General features: G+C 65.7%; 13 protein-coding genes. 10 read left to right on the top strand and 3 right to left on the bottom strand.

Translation table 11 applies throughout. The features are described 5' to 3' along the window. Nucleotides 1-203: 203 nt before the first annotated feature. The 9 genes from G6O69_RS41420 (at nucleotide 204) to G6O69_RS39285 (ending at nucleotide 13,432) form a co-directional block, all read left to right on the top strand. Nucleotides 204-4,805 carry a DUF4157 domain-containing protein gene (locus G6O69_RS41420; RefSeq protein ID WP_172301672.1) on the top strand — a complete coding sequence of 1,534 codons (4,602 nt, stop codon included), beginning with the start codon at nucleotides 204-206 and terminating at the stop codon, nucleotides 4,803-4,805. Further along, the gene (locus G6O69_RS01115) at nucleotides 4,802-5,398 is read left to right on the top strand and encodes a hypothetical protein (RefSeq protein ID WP_172301671.1); all 597 of its coding nucleotides are present in this window, start codon (nucleotides 4,802-4,804) and stop codon (nucleotides 5,396-5,398) included. Before G6O69_RS41420 ends, G6O69_RS01115 begins: the two co-directional genes overlap by 4 nt. Before the next feature lie 69 nt (nucleotides 5,399-5,467). After that, a complete protein-coding gene (locus G6O69_RS01110; RefSeq protein WP_172301670.1) occupies nucleotides 5,468-6,727 on the top strand; it encodes a hypothetical protein in 1,260 nt (419 codons plus the stop codon). Nucleotides 6,728-6,751: 24 nt separating this feature from the next. Beyond that, entirely contained in the window at nucleotides 6,752-7,249 is a 498-nt protein-coding gene (locus tag G6O69_RS01105) for an ankyrin repeat domain-containing protein (RefSeq protein ID WP_346016990.1), read from the top strand. Between the two features lie 533 nt (nucleotides 7,250-7,782). Beyond that, entirely contained in the window at nucleotides 7,783-9,228 is a 1,446-nt protein-coding gene (gene istA / locus G6O69_RS01100; protein WP_172301650.1) for an IS21 family transposase, read from the top strand. Then, nucleotides 9,225-9,983: an IS21-like element helper ATPase IstB gene (istB, locus tag G6O69_RS01095; RefSeq protein ID WP_172301648.1), complete on the top strand. Its 759-nt coding sequence runs from the start codon at nucleotides 9,225-9,227 to the stop codon at nucleotides 9,981-9,983. The genes istA and istB overlap by 4 nt, the downstream gene beginning before the upstream one ends. Nucleotides 9,984-10,114: 131 nt before the next feature. Next, nucleotides 10,115-11,779, top strand: a complete 1,665-nt coding sequence (locus G6O69_RS01090; protein ID WP_172301668.1) for a hypothetical protein — start codon at nucleotides 10,115-10,117, stop codon at nucleotides 11,777-11,779. A 340-nt stretch (nucleotides 11,780-12,119) separates the two neighbouring features. Further along, complete coding sequence (locus tag G6O69_RS01085) at nucleotides 12,120-13,133, top strand: hypothetical protein (protein WP_172301667.1); 1,014 nt, start codon at nucleotides 12,120-12,122, stop codon at nucleotides 13,131-13,133. A gap of 8 nt (nucleotides 13,134-13,141) precedes the next feature. Next, a complete protein-coding gene (locus G6O69_RS39285; protein ID WP_217909745.1) occupies nucleotides 13,142-13,432 on the top strand; it encodes a hypothetical protein in 291 nt (96 codons plus the stop codon). 77 nt (nucleotides 13,433-13,509) lie between these two features. On the opposite strand, the gene G6O69_RS01080 is transcribed toward G6O69_RS39285, so the two are convergent. Genes G6O69_RS01080 through G6O69_RS01070 form a run of 3 tightly spaced genes read right to left on the bottom strand, consistent with a single transcriptional unit; the run spans nucleotide 13,510 to nucleotide 15,346 of the window. Then, nucleotides 13,510-13,989 (bottom strand): hypothetical protein, encoded by a 480-nt coding sequence (locus G6O69_RS01080; protein WP_172301666.1) that lies wholly within the window; start codon nucleotides 13,987-13,989, stop codon nucleotides 13,510-13,512. Further along, entirely contained in the window at nucleotides 13,986-14,915 is a 930-nt protein-coding gene (locus tag G6O69_RS01075) for a hypothetical protein (RefSeq protein WP_172301665.1), read from the bottom strand. The genes G6O69_RS01080 and G6O69_RS01075 overlap by 4 nt, the downstream gene beginning before the upstream one ends. Beyond that, entirely contained in the window at nucleotides 14,912-15,346 is a 435-nt protein-coding gene (locus G6O69_RS01070) for a hypothetical protein (protein WP_176396548.1), read from the bottom strand. Before G6O69_RS01070 ends, G6O69_RS01075 begins: the two co-directional genes overlap by 4 nt. Nucleotides 15,347-15,589: 243 nt before the next feature. On the opposite strand from G6O69_RS01070, the gene G6O69_RS01065 reads away from it, so the two are divergent. Continuing rightward, on the top strand, nucleotides 15,590-17,878 hold the full coding sequence (locus G6O69_RS01065) for an RHS repeat-associated core domain-containing protein (protein ID WP_172301663.1): 2,289 nt from the start codon (nucleotides 15,590-15,592) through the stop codon (nucleotides 17,876-17,878). The last annotated feature ends 18 nt before the right edge of the window (nucleotides 17,879-17,896 follow it).

Here is a 17,896-nt window from a genome sequence, read left to right as displayed (position 1 = left end):
ATTGAAGCGTCGAGACCCTGAGGAGAGCAACCGTGCGACTCACAGCTCAGCTACCGCGTCCAAAGACAAGCGCCCCCTCGCGTCGCCGAGGCCGGGGGCGCGAACGAGGGCGCAAGCAGCCATGGATGGCGAGCGAGCCGGCGCCGCTGAAGGACCCCGTCAGCGGAGCTGCGTGGTCGCGCGCCGGTGGGTTGCCTGTTGGGGTGCAGGCGAAGCTGGAGGTGGGCGACGTCGATGATCCGCTCGAGCGAGAGGCGGACGCGATCGCGGACCGGGTGATGCGGGAGGCGGGGCCGACGATGTCGGCGAGCTCGCCGGTCTCGGTCGCGGTCGCACCGGCGCCTGTCAGCGCGGCCTTCTCTTCACCCACGCCAACGCGCGAGCCCAGTCAGGGCGAGCAGACGGGCGAGGGCGAGCGTGAGCAGGAGACGAGCGAGGAGGAGGAGGGTCCCGGACTCGGCGTGCGCGCGAGCGTTGCGGGCGGGTCGTCGCTGCGCCGCAAATGTGCGGCCTGCGAGGCGGAGGAGGAGGCGCTTCAGCGGCTGCCCGATGGGGTGCAGGCGAAGCTGGAGGTGGGCGACGTCGATGATCCGCTCGAGCGAGAGGCAGACGCGATCGCGGATCAGGTGATGGGTGCGCCCGACACGGGCGGGCTGATCCAGCGGAGCTGCGCGAGCTGCAGCGCCGAGCCAGAAGAGGACACGCTCGCGCGCAGCACGACGCTGCGTCGAGCATGCTCGAGCTGCGAGGCCGAGGGTGCGCTGCGGCGGATGTGCTCGGCCTGTGAGGCCGAAGCGAGGGACGAGGTACAGGAGGGGGAGCTTCGCCGGGTGGCGGACACGGGCGGGCTGGTGCAGCGGGCGTGCGCGAGCTGTGAGGTCGAGCAAGAAGAAGAAGCGGCGCGGCGGAAGGAGGAGGCCGGCGGCGCGCGGGGAGGTCGAACGAGCGAGCCGTTCACGACGCGAGTGCACAACCTCCAGCGCAGCGGGGGCCGAGCGCTGCCGAGGGGGGCGCGAGGGCAGCTGGAGTCGCGGCTGGGGGTTGAGCTTGGGGGGGTGCGAGTGCACGCTGGGGCGGAGGCAGGGCGGTTGGCGCGGGAGATCAACGCGCGGGCGTTCACGGTGGGGCAGCACGTGTTCTTTGCGGCCGGAGAGCTGCGGCTGGAGGAGCGGGGGGGGATGCGGCTGCTGGCGCACGAGGTGGCGCATACGCTGCAAAATTCCGGTCAGGTCGAGCGGCTGAGGCGGGCGCCGACGCAGGCGCAATCTGCTGCCGAGGCGGCGCTAGAGAGCGCAGAGCGTGGCGAGGACCTGCTGACTGGGGATCCCAAGCTGCTCGCGCGGGTAGACCGGCTGCGCTTTCGGCTGATGGAGATCGTGGAGGACGTGGTCATCCCGAACGAGGCGGAGGGGATGCCGAGCGGGCTCGCGGACTTTGGTGTGCCGGAGGGGCTGCGCAAGCGGACAGATAGGGCGGCGAAGCGGTTCTTTGCGATCACGCGCTACTTCGAGCAGCGGGAGACCCTCGAGTCGGTGCTGATGTCGCAGTGGCTGGACGCGGGGATCGAGCTGCTCTCGCTGCTGGGCCGGTGCGTGAAGAAAGCGCGGGAGGCCGAGCCGCTGATCGGTGAGGTGTTCGAGGAGGAGTATGGAAAGAGGCTGCAGAACCTGTTCTTCACGGCGAAGAAGCTGCGCAAGCACGCGTTCTTCGAGCAAGGAGCAGCGCTCGAGGCGACGCTGCGGCCGCTGGAAGAGGCGAAGGCGAGGGCGGACCGGGAGGCGAAGATCCAGGCGGAGCTGGCAAAGGTTCGGGAGGAGATGTCGGCGTACTGGAACTGGCAGCCGCTGAAGGACATCCGGGCGGAGCACGAGCGGCTGAGCAGGAAGCTGCTGGAGATGGGTGGGAAGAGCAAGACGGGGGTGCTGGAGGTGCAGCTGGAGGTCCTCGCGGGGCTGAACGTTCCCGAAAACTTCGAGTGGGGGCCGTCGATGACGGAGCGCTCGCAGACCTTGGCAAAGGCGGTGATGGACGACATCGGGCGCGGGGCTCGGATGTTTGCGAAGGAGATCGAGGGAGCGCTGAGCGGAGGCAAGGCTGACGGGACGAGGCTCGAGGTTGTGCTGGGGGCGTTTCGTTGGGTGGACTTCTACGATGAGGGGACGACGAAGTCGGAGCGGCTGGCGCCGATGGTGTTGGAGGCGCTCTCGGATCCGAGCGTGACGTTGACGGCGCTGTCGAGGTTGGAGCGCGGGAAGGTTTTGATTTCATGGCTCTCGCCGGATCGTCGGCCCGAGCTGGGGTTTGCGATGCGGGTGATCTGGGCGGATCCCGAGGCGGGGGAGCAGGCGGGCTCGGCCAAGGACGCGCTCGAGTTTCTACGAGAGATCGGGGCAGGGGGGCGGCCACGGGCGGTGAAGCAGGCGACGTCGATGTTGTCGAAGTCTGGAGCGCTGACGCGCTACGCGGGGCACAACGAGACGTTGGCGTTGCTGGTGGAGATGGTCTACCAGCTGTGGTTCGACCGCTTCGACTATGGGTTCGTTGGCACCGGAGACGCGCTGGCGAGCGCGATCACGGGAGGGGGCGGCGAGGCACGGGCGTGGATCCCGATCGTGGGGAGTCTGCGAGTGGAGCGAGTGGGGAGCGGGGACGAGTTCAGGGTCCGAATGAACTTGCGAGATTATGGAGAGGCGGAGGGGCTGGGAGCGGACGGTAAGACGGCGAACGAGATGTGGAATGGTGGTGGGGTCCTGGTGCGAGCACGGGACAGGGTGGGGCTGTTGACGGAGGAGGGCCGGGTGTTGGCGCCGGCGATGAAGCTGCTGGAGCTGGGGGCGATGGCGGAGCGGGGGCTGCTGCGGGCAGGGGGACAGGAGCTGGCGCGGTGGTCGTCGGAGACGGCGAAGTCGCTCAACGAGGGGGTGGAGAGGCGGGCGAAGGCGCGGGTGGAGTGGCTGGAAGCTGGGCTGGAGGGCTCGGGAGATGTGGCAAAGAGGCTGGTGGGGCAGGTGCTGGAGGGCGAAGACCTGGAGCGGGCGAAGTGGGTGATCGATGGGCTGGAGCAGGCGGGTATCGGGGCGTACTCGTCGGGGGAAGGGTTTCGGACGGGGCTTCTGAAGGGGGCTGTGAACACGGCAGGAGGGGTCGGTGAGCTGGGCGGAAACGCGATGGCGGGTGGGGCCGAGTTTGGGAGCGACGTGCTGGATGGGAGGGGGCTGTCGGAGCTGGAGATCAGCTACGACGAGCTCGACCACGACGTGCGGGTGACAGTGGATGCGGCGCCAGAGATTGCGGGGAAGATCTACGAGGAGGCGGTCGAGAAATTCGAGAAGGGGGACATGAAGGAGAAGGTGTTCATGGTGAGCGACGCCGGGGGCCAGGTGGTGTTCGAGGTGTTGCTGGAGGTGGTGGGAGGCGGAGCGACGAAGCTGGGGAAGGCGGACGACTTTGCAGACGCGGCGCGGCTGCTTGACAGGTTTGATGACGGCCGAGACCTGAGCAAGGGGCTGGATCTGAGCAAGCTGTCGGGGCGGAGCCGAGAGCTGGTGGATCGAGGGCTGCTGGGGTCGGCGCGACACAACGAGGCGCTGAACGCAGGGAAGCGCAGGGAGCTGGACGCGAAGAGCTGGGGGAAGGTGAAGTCAGAGATCCCAGAAGGGACGAAGGTGTGGGTGGACGAGGAGCTGCCGATTGGAGAGGTGCGTGTGGAGTACGACGCGCCGGGAGGAGTGGTGAAGGCGGAGTCGGTGCGGATCGTGACGGGTCCGGGGCCGGAGGCGAAGCGGATCAGGCTGCATGGAGAGACGGTGCGGCTGGTCCGGAAGTACAGCGGGCTGCAAGGAGAGGTGCGGCGGCTGCTGTCTCGGTTGAGGTTCTATCTGACGGGGGTGGACCGGGGAGCGGGGTCGGTGCTGTGGGAGGCGAAGATGGAGGTGGAGAAGCTGGACAGGGGGATGAGTGAGTGGATGGGAGATCTGCTGGGGGCGGATCCTGGAGGGGCAGGGGCGGAGAAGGCGAGGCGTGAGCTGGAGGGTATTGGAGGGCAGTACGAGTACTGGCGGCGGGTGTCGGAGGGAGAGATCTCACGCCGTGAGTCGCGTGGGTACATAGCGATGGAGGGGGATGAGGCGAGTTTGGGACTGGAGGCGCTCGAGGAGGCGGGGGATGGGGCAGGAGGCTCGAGGCTGGGTGGGGAAAGGGTCTATGCTCCGGGAGCAGCCGAGAGGAGCGTGCTTCCTGAAGGAGAGGGGGCGCGGGTCAGTCAGGAGAGCAGCGTTTCATCCGTCCCGAAGTCCATCTCTCGTGCCGATCTCGGCGATAAGCTCGGTAGCGGTGGCAACAAGGACGTCTTCGCCTTCGGCGCCGATTTGGCCGTTGGAGTGCTCAAGCCAGGGAAAAAAGCCGAGGGGCTCGTCAAGGAAATCCAAGATCTGAAGATACTGGAGGATGCTGGTTTGCCGACCGTGCGGGCTCGGGGACCCATCGATGTCGATGGCCGTCCTGGTGTGATCTTCGATCGTTTCGCGGCCGGATCGAAGGACGTCGTGAAGGTGGTTGGTCAGAAACCAAAAGTTGTGGGAAGTTCATCCCTTCTGAATTCCAAAAGTGCCACCGAGTTGCGAAAGATCCTGAAGAAGATGCAGGAAATTCCTGTGAAGATCGATGACCTGCAGTTCCTAATCGCCCGTGACGGTCGCATCGTCATCGCCGATCCGCTGAGGGTGGCAATCGGATCCAAACCCAATAGGAAGAATATGCGAATGATTCAACTGCTCATCGACGTTGCGGAAGGGAGGGCGCCATGAACGACTGGTCGATGGCGATTCTGTCGAGGAGGCCTGCGCTACTGCGAGGCCTGCTAGGTCGGCGGATAACCAAGCTGGTTCATTTTTCGAGCTCGTCTCCGCGAGAGATCTCCGACTATCACGAGGTTCCGGCAGTCGACGTGTTTTCATTTGCAGATGGACCGCTGGTCCTTTCTGTCGACAGTGGACTTGCCCTGGGGTTTGGGACTCAGGACTCGTTGAATTCGGTGACGGTTTGGACGGAACAGACGGAGGCGGGAGAAGAGCGAGAGGACCATGCAGAAGGTGACCTGGAGCTGCTGCCCATCGCATCAACCAATGGTTCGCTGGCAAGGCCATTTTGGGGAAGGCTGATCGGGCACAGGGTTGCCAGCATCGAAATCTTCGTGCGACGCATGGAGGATCCACGGTACGAGAGCCTTCCGAATGAAGCTGCCGTCGTTGTCACGGTGGATGATGGAAACTCATTCTTTTTGGCCCATAATCTCCTCGATGTATCAGAGGACTTTCTTGTATTGCAGGAGGAGCAGATACCCAAGGCTGTCCTACGGCAACTAGACAGTTTTCTGCTGCTCTCAGTAGAGTCAAACTGACGACACCATAGCGATGCTCGGGTTGATGTCCCGGAGGGGGGGAGGAAGCAAAGAGTAGACGGGGCGCGAATGCTTGACAGGTTTGATGACGGCCGAGACCTGAGCAAGGGGCTGGATCTGAGCAAGCTGTCGGGGCGGAGCCGAGAGCTGGTGGATCGAGGGCTGCTGGGATCGGCGCGACACAACGAGGCGCTGAACGCAGGGAAGCGCAGGGAGCTGGACGCGAAGAGCTGGGGGAAGGTGAAGTCAGAGATCCCAGAAGGGACGAAGGTGTGGGTGGACGAGGAGCTGCCGATTGGAGAGGTGCGTGTGGAGTACGACGCGCCGGGAGGAGTGGTGAAGGCGGAGTCGGTGCGGATCGTGACGGGTCCGGGGCCGGAGGCGAAGCGGATCAGGCTGCATGGAGAGACGGTGCGGCTGGTCCGGAAGTACAGCGGGCTGCAAGGAGAGGTGCGGCGGCTGCTGTCTCGGTTGAGGTTCTATCTGACGGGGGTGGACCGGGGAGCGGGGTCGGTGCTGTGGGAGGCGAAGATGGAGGTGGAGAAGCTGGACAGGGGGATGAGTGAGTGGATGGGAGATCTGCTGGGGGCGGATCCTGGAGGGGCAGGGGCGGAGAAGGCGAGGCGTGAGCTGGAGGGTATTGGAGGTCAGTATGAGTACTGGCGGCGGGTGTCGGAGGGAGAGATCTCACGCCGTGAGTCGCGTGGGTACATCGCGATGGAGGGGGATGAGGCGAGTTTGGGACTGGAGGCGCTCGAGGAGGCGGGGGATGGGGCAGGAGGCTCGAGGCTGGGTGGGGAAACTGAAGCGGGGGATGGGAAAAGGGTCTATGCTCCGGGAGCAGCCGAGAGGAGGGTGCTTCCTGAAGGAGAGGGGGCGCGGGTCAGTCAGGAGAGCAGCGTTTCATCCGCCGCAGGGGGGGGTATCCCCGTCAAGGCTGGACTCGCCCGCACCGCAGACATCAAGGCGGCTCTTGGTGCTCGGGGAGCAGCAGTCGGCAAGGGGAGAACGGTTGCGTTTGCCGAAGTCGATGTCGCGGGTGTTGAGGTCAGCGAAGTCATCGGTGTCAGCGGCCGCACAGGGCGCGGAGGCGCTTTGGGCGAATCGCTCATTGCCGGACCGACGACGCGAACAGGACCGGGTCGCTTGGACGCGGAAGTCAAGATCCTCGATGAGCTTCGGCCGCGCCTCACGCCGGAGTCGAGGGGGACGATTCGGCTGTTCGTTGACCAGCCTGCGGCAAAGGGCGTTTGTCAGAACTGCACCGATGCGATATTCCAGTTCCAGCGGGACTTCCCTGGCATCCGAATCATCCCTTCGGCGAATTGACGACCATGCTCTCGACAAGGGAAAATGATGACTGATCTTCTAGAGGCTGTCGTAGCGGGGGATTCGGAGCGGGTCACTCGCCTGATGCATACACGACCGGACGCAGCCGATGTGTTCAATGCGGTAGTCGCCTGCATCGAGGGAGACAAGGCCGACATGCTCTCGGTCTTACTTGCGAACGGAGTTGATGCGAACCTCCGAATTCCGGGGCATGACTGGACACTGCTGCATCTAGCGGCCGAGCATCAAAGCGCCGCCACGCTGGCCTTGCTGTTGGAGCGTGATGCGGACGTGAAGATGGTCGATGCATCTGGCTGCACCCCGTTGCATCATGCGGTTGACATTGAGGCCGACGCAGCACACCAAGCCGACGGAACGCCAGAGCCCATTCTAACTCACCTTCTGTTGCGTGCAGGTGCAGACCCGCGTGCGAAGGACGCAGAAGGAAAGACGCCGATAGATATTGCGCGAGAGTACGACTACGCGGCAGCGTTGACCGCAATGGAATCCGTGTCAGCTTGACATGACCGGATTTCGCGTCGGGGCGCGGTGATCTACCGATACGCTCTCCCACAACGTGGGGCTGTTGACGGAGGAGGGCCGGGTGTTGGCGCCGGCGATGAAGCTGCTGGAGCTGGGGGCGATGGCGGAGCGGGGGCTGCTGCGGGCAGGGGGGCAGGAGCTGGCGCGGTGGTCGTCGGAGACGGCGAAGTCGCTCAACGAGGGGGTGGAGAGGCGGGCGAAGGCGCGGGTGGAGTGGCTGGAAGCTGGGCTGGAGGGCTCGGGAGATGTGGCAAAGAGGCTGGTGGGGCAGGTGCTGGAGGGCGAAGACCTGGAGCGGGCGAAGTGGGTGATCGATGGGCTGGAGCAGGCGGGTATCGGGGCGTACTCGTCGGCGGAAGGGTTTCGGACGGGGCTGATCGACGACAATAACTTTTGCCGGTCGACGACAACTAAACCTGCCGGTCCGAGCCAGCCAGAACGCGCGTGGGACGCTGGGGAGCAGGAGCCCCCACGTGGTCACGGACGAGCAAGTACGGCTGCTACGGAGCAAGATGAACCAAGGCAAGACACAGCAGGCCGCAGCAGCGGCGGCGGGAATGAGCGTGAGGTCGGCGCGGAAGTGGCAGAGCGGGCCACTGCCCTCGCAGACCAAGGAGCCGCGGCACTGGCGGACGCGCAAGGATCCCTTCGAGGGGGTGTGGGAGGAGAAGATCGTCCCGCTGCTCGAGCGGGACAAGGAGGGCGAGCTCGAAGCCAAGACACTGCTGAAGCAGCTGATCGAGGAGAAGCCCGAGCGCTTCAACCAGGGCCAGCTGCGGACGATGCAGCGGCGGGTCCGGGACTGGCGAGCGCTGCACGGACCAGACAAGGAGGTCTACTTCCAGCAAGAGCACCCGCCCGGCGAGGAAGCGGCGCTGGACTTCACCAACTGCAACGAGCTGCAGGTGACGATCGCGGGCGAGCCCTTCCGCCACCTGCTCTTCGAGCTGGTCCTGGTAGCGAGCGCGTGGACCTGGGCCTGCGTGGCGCTGTCGGAGAGCTACGAGGCGCTGGTCGAGGGGCTCCAGCGGGCACTGTGGGCCCTGGGCGGGGTGCCGCGGAAGCTGACCCTCGACAACATGTCGGCGGCGACGCACGAGCTGAAGAAGGCGCGGGGCCGGAGCCTCAACAAGCGCTTCGCGGACGCGTGCACGCATCTGGGCATCGAGACGGTCCGGCGCATCAACGTGGGCAAGTCGCACGAAAACGGCGCGGTCGAGGTCCGGCATCGGCGAACCAAAAAGCTGCTGAAGCAGGCGCTGATCTTGCGGGGCAGCCGGGACTTCGCCAGCGTCGAGGATTACGAGCGCTTCGTCCAGCAGACCCTCGAGCGCGAGCACAACCAGCACGTCACGGCGAAGCTCGAGCTCGAGAGCCCCTTGCTGAGGCCGCTGCCGATCAAGCCGGTGCCGACCTACACGACCGAGACGCCGAAGGTCCGGCGCTGGAGCACGATCAAGGTGCGGGGGCGGATCTACTCGGTGCCTTCGCAGCTGATCGGCCACCAGGTCGAGGTCCGGCTGCACGCCAACGAGGTCGAGCTGCGCTACGGCGGTGAGGTGGTCGAGACCTTCCCGCGGCTGCGAGGCGAAGGCGCGCACCGCATCGACTACCGCCACGTGATCGCCTCCTTGGTGCGCAAGCCCGGGGCCTTCCCCAACTACTGCTTCCGCGAGGAGCTGTACCCCTCGCTGATCTTCCGCCGGGCCTACGACGCGCTCGAGCGCGCTCGACCCGGGCGCGGCCACGTCGACTACGTGAGGATCTTGCACCTCGCGGCGATGACGATGGAGTCGACGGTCGAGGCCGAACTCGCGCAGCTGCTCGAGGCCGGCGCGCCCTTCGACTACGCGACGGTCAAGCAGCGGGTCCAGCCCACGGAGTCCGAGGTCCCGCAGCTCGAGGTCGGCGAGCCCGATCTGGGCGTCTACGACGAGCTGCTCGGAGGTGCGGCGTGAACCCTCGACCCCCCGCCCACGCCGAGCAGATCACCACGCTGCTGCGCAGCTTCAAGCTGACGACCGCGGCCGAGGAGCTGGTCCCGCGCCTGGTCACCGACGGCCACGAGCCAGCGCTGGCGACGATCGCCGAGGTCCTGGACCTCGAGGCCGAGGCCCGCCACGCTCGCCGAGTCGCTCGCCTGCGCCGGGCCTCGAAGCTCAGCGTCGGCAAGACCTTCGAGACCCTCGACGACAAGCGGCTGCCGCGACCGGTGGTCCGCAAGCTCCGCGAGCTGCAAGCCGGCGACTTCCTCGACGAGGCGATCAACGTGCTGGCCTTCGGCCTGCCCGGCGTCGGCAAGAGCCACGCCCTCGCGGCCCTCGGCCACGCCCTCGTCGAGCAGGGCCGCTCGGTGCTGTGGACGCCGACCTACTCGCTGATCCAGGAGCTGCTCGCGGCCAAGCGAGATCTGGAGCTGCCCCGGAAGCTGCGTCGGCTCGACAACTTCGAGCTCGTGATCCTCGACGACATCGGCTACGTCAAGCAGTCGGCCGAGGAGGCCGAGGTCCTCTTCACCCTGCTGGCCGAGCGCTACGAGCGACGCTCGACGGCGCTGACGAGCAACCTGGTCTTCAGCGAGTGGGACCGGATCTTCAACAACAAGATGGCGACCTCGGCCGCGATCGACCGGCTCGTGCACCACTCGGTGATCCTGGAATTCAACGTGCCCAGCTACCGGACCGAGAAGGCCAAGGGGCGCAAGAAGGGCTGACGCCCGACGACAACTACACCGGGCTGCGACAACTGCCCGAACGACAACTACCCCGCGCGCGAGGTCGCCGTGCACGGGGACGCGCAAGTCTCGCACCGGCAGGAATAATCGTCGCCAATCGGAAAAAATAATTGACGCTGATCACGGGGCTTCTGAAGGGGGCTGTGAACACGGCAGGAGGGGTCGGTGAGCTGGGCGGAAACGCGATGGCGGGTGGGGCCGAGTTTGGGAGCGACGTGCTGGATGGGAGGGGGCTGTCGGAGCTGGAGATCAGCTACGACGAGCTCGACCACGACGTGCGGGTGACAGTGGATGCGGCGCCAGAGATTGCGGGGAAGATCTACGAGGAGGCGGTCGAGAAATTCGAGAAGGGGGACATGAAGGAGAAGGTGTTCATGGTGAGTGACGCCGGGGGCCAGGTGGTGTTCGAGGTGTTGCTGGAGGTGGTGGGAGGCGGAGCGACGAAGCTGGGGAAGGCGGACGACTTTGCAGACGCGGCGCGGCTGCTTGACAGGCTTGATGACGGCCGAGACCTGAGCAAGGGGCTGGATCTGAGCAAGCTGTCGGGGCGGAGCCGAGAGCTAGTGGATCGAGGGCTGCTGGGATCGGCGCGACACAACGAGGCGCTGAACGCAGGGAAGCGCAGGGAGCTGGACGCGAAGAGCTGGGGGAAGGTGAAGTCAGAGATCCCAGAAGGGACGAAGGTGTGGGTGGACGAGGAGCTGCCGATTGGAGAGGTGCGTGTGGAGTACGACGCGCCGGGAGGAGTGGTGAAGGCGGAGTCGGTGCGGATCGTGACGGGCCCGGGTCCGGAGGCGAAGCGGATCAGGCTGCATGGAGAGACGGTGCGGCAGGTCCGGAAGTACAGCGGGCTGCAAGGAGAGGTGCGGCGGCTGCTGTCTCGGTTGAGGTTCTATCTGACGGGGGTGGACCGGGGAGCGGGGTCGGTGCTGTGGGAGGCGAAGATGGAGGTGGAGAAGCTGGAGAGGGGGATGAGCGAGTGGATGGGAGATCTGCTGGGGGCGGATCCTGGAGGGGCAGGGGCGGAGAAGGCGAGGCGTGAGCTGGAGGGTATTGGAGGGCAGTACGAGTACTGGCGGCGGGTGTCGGAGGGAGAGATCTCACGCCGTGAGTCGCGTGGGTACATAGCGATGGAGGGGGATGAGGCGGGTGTGGGACTGGAGGCGCTCGAGGAGGCGGGGGATGAGGCGGGTGTGGGACTGGAGGCGCTCGAGGAGGCGGGGGATGGGAAAAGGGTCTATGCTCCGGGAGCAGCCGAGAGGAGCGTGCTTCCTGAAGGAGAGGGTGCGCGGGTCAGTCAGGAGAGCAGCGTTTCATCCGCCGCAAAGGGGGGAGTGGCGCCCGGAGTCGTGTCTGGACGAGGTGAAATCTTGGCGAAGGCGAGGGCGGCGAAGGCCGGCGACGTGCAAGCGCTCGGCGAAATCCAGGCCGCGAAGGTCCTTCAGGCCGAGGGCAAGAACGTCCATTTCCAGACACCGACCGGACCGCGCGGGGCGGGGACCGCAGACCTTCTCGTTGGTGGAGAGGCAGGGACCGGAGCGGGTGGTATGGTCATGGATGTCCTGACACCTCGCACCTCGAACCCCGCAAATGTGTATCTGGGGATCGCTTCCAAGAACAACCAGGCGCCGAACATCATCGTGAACATCCGGAACAACCCGCGTCTGACGCCAGAACTCCTGGGCACCGAGGCCGAGATCCTCGAACAAGTTCGGTTGCTCATCGAGCCGGCCGGCGGCGTCATGAACATCCGCAGCGTTCGGGTCATCAACTAGGAGGAAGAGCACAACATGTCATCGTGGGTCACCTGTCCCTGTGGGCATCGAACAAGCACGGGAGCATTCCCAAACCCCGGAGTCCACAGGCTTATCTCTGAGGAAGCGTACGATGAGGTCGTCGATCCGATAGACCGCCGCAAGCTCAGTCTGTTGTTTCTGGGCGGCCGGGAAGTGGTCGAATGTCCGGAATGCGCTCGTCTGCTGGTGCGTGCTCCCGATACCGACGAGTACCGGGCGTACGTGGCGGAGGCTCAAGAACGAAAACCCTGACTATTTCGCGGGCCGGTTCTTCGGAGGCGTGTGGCGGTGATCTCCCGATGGGTTCCGCCACAACGAGATGCCCCGCCTTTCGCTTCCCAACCTGGTCGTCGCCTTCCTGACCCGTGACGCGAGGACGACCAGCCTCGACCTTCTCGCCCGCATCTCGGTTCTCGAAGGCATCGCCGGCGTGAACCCGGGCACCTGGATGCGCAACGTCGTGCCCGAGAAAGAGATCGTCGAGGTGTTCGGGCCGAGAGTGAAGGCGAACTGGTTGTCGCCCCGGGACTCCGGGTTGGTGACAGCCGTCAGGCGGTCGTTGGAACCGCTGCTCCGGAACACGACGACCACGGCCGACGACATTCTCCAGCCGGCCATCATTGGCCTGGGGGCATCGGGCGAGGTCAGCCGGCTGCCCCTGTTCTACGGCGTCGGCAAAGCGCCTGGGTTCACGGTCGAGAAGGTGGCGGCCGGTTCCCTCGTGCCCCGCGACGTGCTGGCGGTCGCCAAGAGTTACGCTCGACGGCGAGCCATCGACGTGCTCCGAGCCCAGGCCCGGAAGCCCGGTATCGTTCGCGTCGATGGCGATGAAGTCGAGCCGATCAGGAAGCACGACGTGATCGACACCATCGTGACGGTGCTCGTGGACCCGGGCCATCCGATGCACGGGGTGCTCCGCCGCAGCCTGTGGGCCGTCGTCGAACGTGAGGCTCGGCCATCCGACCGGCGCATCTTCGAGGCGCTGGTCGAGGGCGCCCACAAGGGCATGAACGATGCCGCGGTGGCCCGTGCCCTGGGCATCAGCCGGGCCGCCGTATCCCAGGCCAAGAAGCGCGTCGGCGTTGTCATCCGCAACGCCATCGCCCGAAACCCGAAGCTGATCGAGCCGGTGCTGCGCCAGCACGAGCTTGATCAGCTTGGCCTCGCCCGTCGTGCCCGCCGTCAGCGGTCGAACACATCGTCGGCGTCGGCGAGTTCGAGCCGAAGAACCTCGGCTATCGCCTGGAGACGGCTCAGCTTCGAGAGGTTCACACCGGCCATCGCAAGGTCGGCGACAAGCTCGGCTGTGGGGTCGTCGAGGTGCGCGGCGTAGGCGTCGGCTTGTCCGGCTCGAAGCCCGACACGCAGGGCCACCTCGATGGCGAAAGCGTCGCGGGCGTTGATCTGCTGTTCCAGGTCGAGAAGGAGCTTGGTCGCCTTCGGTCCTTCGGCTTTCAGTTTCTCCTGGAGGCGGAGAATCTCCTTCGTGCGCCGACGCTCGTCCGGGTGCCGGGCGAGCGCGGCGATGACGAGTTCGATCAGGTCGTCGAGGTCGGGCATCGTCCTGATGAACGCGGGCGGTGGCCGGCGTCAACCGGGGCACCCTCCACGAGATCCTGTGCGCCTCCGTGAGCAGCTCCGGGCCGGATGGACCACTGCACCGACTCGGGGCTCGAAACGATCTGGAGGGCTCTCAGGCCCGCCGGCGATCAAGGTAGCACCTTGAAGCTCATGCGGCGGGCCTTGAAGGCCGGAGCGGGACTCTCGACGGGGTGGTAGCCACCGTCCCCGTCCTCGACGATCTGGTAGCCGTGGTCGGTACGCCGCAACCACCCGTTGACGCGCTCCAGGAGAATCCCCTCGTCAGCGTCCGACATCGACGACCCCACGTCGATCAAGGCGTCGATGAGGTCGGTGGGGCGGTTGCCGGTGCCGACGAACAGGAACGCATCGACCACGACCCACACCGTGTCCAGATCGAGGCCGGTGTCCAGGGCGCCAGTCTGGTCGATGGCGTCGGTGAGTTCGACGAGGGCGGCGTGGCCGAGCTTGTCGGGCACGGCGAAGGGAAGTTCGACCAGGGCACCGGCCTGCTGGTCGAGGTGATTCTCGATGGCGTCGGCGAGGGTGCGCAAGAACACCACGCCCATCCGGTCGGGAATGATCTCGATGTCGATGCGCCCCGTCATGCGGCTTGCCCTCCGAGCCTACGTGATTGCCCACGCAGGTCGAACCACCCACCCGACCGTCGTGCCATCCCGCCGAGGCGTTCCCACCCTCGCATGTCGATGTGCTCGATCATCTGCTCGCGCTCCGTGAGGTTGGTGGTGACGATCAATACCGAGCCCGTGGCCGACTCCCGCAGGTCGAAGAAATCGGACCAGATCCGGCGAGGAAAGTCGGGCTTCCCGCCGTGGCGCCAGCCGAGATCCTCGATGATGACGAGGGGCGTCGCCGCGAGCCGTCTGATGCGTTGGCGCTCGGACGGGGCATCCTCGTCGTCGTACCCCCGTTGGATGTCGCGCAAGAAGTCGGGGTCACGGACGATGCTCACGCTGTCGAGTGAGGGCCGAGTCACGACCTGTTGCTCGTAAGTGGCGCGCAGCCGAGTGCCGGCGAAGACCAAGCTCGGGGGCGGAGCGTAGGTGCCCGCCCGCGTAATGCCTCGCAGATGCTCTGTCGTCGTCTGGATTTCGACGCCTCGGCCGAGCAAGCGCACGGCGAGCCACGCCCCAAGCAGGCTCTTGCCGGTCGAGTTTGGTCCCGACAACACCACCGCGAGGGGAGGCTCGTTCGGCTCGGGCATCTGCATGGGTTCCAGTTCCTCGATGACCTCGACGTTCCCCTCGTCACGCTCAGGGACCAGGAGATGCCGAACTCGATGCTTCCGCAGCAAGTCCCGATGGGCACGGCGTAGGTGCTCGGCGAGTTGCACGATGCCCCAGGTTCGGTCGCGCTTGGTGAGTTGCTCGTCGGCCTCCAGCGGGAAGTGGATGCGGTCGCCGGTGATGAGGTGGGTGAGTTGCCCGAGGCGCTGCTCACGAGCCTCGGGGTCCATCCGGTCCAGGTCACGCAGCAAACGTGGCAGGTCGGTCCGCAGTCGGTAGTCGCTCACAGGGCCCTCCTTCCGCTCGGGCGGCTTCGTTGCTGTTCCAAGGCGTCGTACTTCTGGCCGACCTCCGGCTTGGGTTTCCTGGCGGTCGCGTTCCGGGGGCGCTCGCCGTCCGCGACCCACCCGGCGACCATCAGGCAGTGTCGCTCGGGGTGCATGACCGCGACTTCACCCGCCACTTCGTGCAGCGCCGCGATCAGGTTGTCGCGTGTCTCGGGGCCGCCGGCTTTGTCGAGTGCCGAGGCCCACGCGGTCGCCGACAGGCCGGGATAGCGCCCACAGGTCACGCCTCCATCGCGCGACCAGGTGACGCGCACCCCGGCAACGAGGGTCGTCCAGGTGGCGGGCGGGTCTTCGTCGCCCAGGTACTCGCGGCGTTCTGCCGCATCCATCGACCGCCAGGTCGCGTCGAAGCCGGCTTCGGGAGGTTCCATCGCCAGGAGGTCGGCATCCGACAGATCGTCCACCCACGCCCGCGGGGAACCAGGATCTGAGCCGTCAGGTGAAGGGGAAGACGACGACCGACCGTCTCTGTCTGTCTCTTGTTCTCTGACAGTCTCCTTGTCTCTGTGGGGGGGGGGGGGCGGGGTGCTGTGAGCAGCAGCCCTCGTGTTCTCCAGAGCACCCCCGCTGCTGTGGGCAGCACCCGTCGTGTTCTCCAGAGCACCCCCGCTGCTGTGGGCAGCACCCTCCCGGGGGGTCGTGGACAGCGCCGTGGTCGGGTCGGCCATCGTCCACTCGATCTTCGAGCCGGCCGTGGCGCCGCCGCCCCACTGCTCGAAGCCGAGGTCTTCTCGGCCAGCAGCACCCGCGACGCCCTCGGCCGCACCCTCGCCGCTGTCTCCCCAGACGGCAGCGAAGTCACCTACGGCTACGACGAAGGCGGCCTTCTCACCCGCGTAGACCTCCGCCACCGCGGCGGCCCCACCCTCGACACCCTCGTCGGCGACATCGCCTACGACGCCAAGGGCCAGCGCCAGTCCATCACCCACGGCCCCATCGATGCCCCCACCTCGACCACCGCCTACACCTACGACCCCCACACCTTTCGTCTACAGCGCCTGACCACCACGCGCACCAGCGACCAGGCCCTGCTCCAGTCGCTCCACTACCACTACGACCCCGCCGGCAACCTCACCGACGTCCGCGACGCCGCCCAGCAGACCCTCTACTTTCAGAACACCGTCGTCGAAGCCGCCAACACCTACACCTACGACGCCCTCTACCGCCTCATCGAGGCCACCGGCCGCGAGCACGCCAGCGACGGCACCACCCAGCGCTCCCACGACCAGCTCCCCGTCGGCCCCCAGCCGATGACCTCGGACCCGTCGGCGATGCGGCGCTACACCCAGCGCTTCACCTACGACGTCGTCGGCAACATCCTCGCCCTCCAGCACATCCCCAGCACGGGCACTGGCTGGACCCGGCGCTACCAGTACGCCGAAGACGGCAACCGCCTCCTCGCCTCCTCCGCCCCCGGCGACGCTCAGAACGTCTACACCCACGCCTACACCCACGACGCCCACGGCAGCATGACCACCATGCCGCACCTGGCCGCGATGCTGTGGAACCACGACGACCAGCTCGAGCAAGCCACCGCCGGCACCACGACCGTCCACTTCCAGTACGCAGGAAGCAGCCGCGCCCGCAAATATACCCAGCACGCCGGCGCCACCACCGAAGAGCGCATCTACCTCGGCCCCTTCGAACTCTACCGCAAGCGCGTCAACGGAGACCTCGACCTCGAGCGCGAGAGCTTGCACGTCAGCGACGGCACAGGCCGCATCTGCCTCATCGAGACCAAGACCATCTCCGACGGCGCCGCCATCCAAGACCCCCTCCCCATCTGGCGCTACCAGCTCGGCAACCACCTCGGCTCTGCGGCCATCGAGCTCACCCGTGCCGGCCAGGTCATCTCCTACGAGGAGTACCACCCCTACGGGACAAGCGCCTACCGTGCCGTCGACGCTGCCATCGACGTCAGCCCCAAACGCTACCGCTATACCGGCATGGAGCGCGACGAGGAGACGGGGCTCGCGTATCACACGGCCCGCTACTACGCGCCTTGGCTCGGGCGATGGACGGCGGCAGATCCAATAGGGCTAGCCGATGGCCTGAACCAGTACACCTACACAAAAAACAAACCCACCATAACAACAGATCTAAACGGGAATAAAGGATGGCTATCAAACACAATAGACTCTTTTCCAACGCCATCTTCCCCCACGCCCGAGCTCTATCCCTCATATATCATACCGCAGTCACCTCAGACGACTGAGGCCGAAGAAGAAACAGAACATAGCGAAACCGCAACATCCCAAACCGAAGACAACCCCACGCCGCGGAAAAAGACCGACGCAGAGTATGAGGCAGAAGTTTACCGAGAGTTAGAGCACCAACTCGAAGTCGAAGACGCCGACCACTACAACCGGCCACTAATCGCAGAGTTCCTTCCGCTAATAGGATTAGTAGACCTCCCGCACGACGCAGGACAACTAGGAGCGGCCATTGAGCTTGGCGACGAACAAAGAGCACGCAACGCACTCACACAAGTCAGCCTCGACGTCATCTTCACGGTCTTAGATATATACACATTTGGAGGAGACCGACTCATTGCAGGATCCGCAAAAAAACTCGCCCGAAAAGAGGCTCAAGCCCTCACGCTTTCGGCAAAAGGCGCAAACGGCGAGGCCCGTCACGAAGCGAAAGCAGCAGTACGAAGCGACGCCCCCAAGGGGCGCGGATCGCTGCCTGAGCAGGACTCGCTGGGTTTCCGAGCGGAGGCGGTCGAGGCCAGGGCCAACGACAACTCGACAGAATCATCGGGTCGAGTAGCGAAGCCGTGCATGGTCAATTTGGCAATCGAGTCCGAGATACCCAGCCGGCGTGTCGCAGCGATCAAGTCAGCCGCTCGGCATCGAATACCATACATATGTGACCGTCACGATATTTGCAGACGAGTATGAGAGGGCAGAGCGCGTCAA

It is taken from the genome of Pseudenhygromyxa sp. WMMC2535, from assembly GCF_011083025.2.
The sequence above is the reverse complement of the archived record's forward strand: the minus strand, read 5'-3'. Positions and strand labels throughout refer to the sequence as shown.

Bases quoted from the DNA above. Each gene is read 5' to 3' on its own strand.
- G6O69_RS01105 (WP_346016990.1), top strand. From the start codon at position 6,752: ATGATGACTGATCTTCTAGAGGCTGTCGTAGCGGGGGATTCGGAGCGG.
- G6O69_RS01085 (WP_172301667.1), top strand. From the start codon at position 12,120: ATGCCCCGCCTTTCGCTTCCCAACCTGGTCGTCGCCTTCCTGACCCGT.
- G6O69_RS01110 (WP_172301670.1), top strand. From the start codon at position 5,468: ATGCTTGACAGGTTTGATGACGGCCGAGACCTGAGCAAGGGGCTGGAT.
- G6O69_RS01080 (WP_172301666.1), bottom strand. From the start codon at position 13,989: ATGACGGGGCGCATCGACATCGAGATCATTCCCGACCGGATGGGCGTG.
- G6O69_RS01115 (WP_172301671.1), top strand. From the start codon at position 4,802: ATGAACGACTGGTCGATGGCGATTCTGTCGAGGAGGCCTGCGCTACTG.
- istA (WP_172301650.1), top strand. From the start codon at position 7,783: ATGAACCAAGGCAAGACACAGCAGGCCGCAGCAGCGGCGGCGGGAATG.
- G6O69_RS01070 (WP_176396548.1), bottom strand. From the start codon at position 15,346: ATGGAACCTCCCGAAGCCGGCTTCGACGCGACCTGGCGGTCGATGGAT.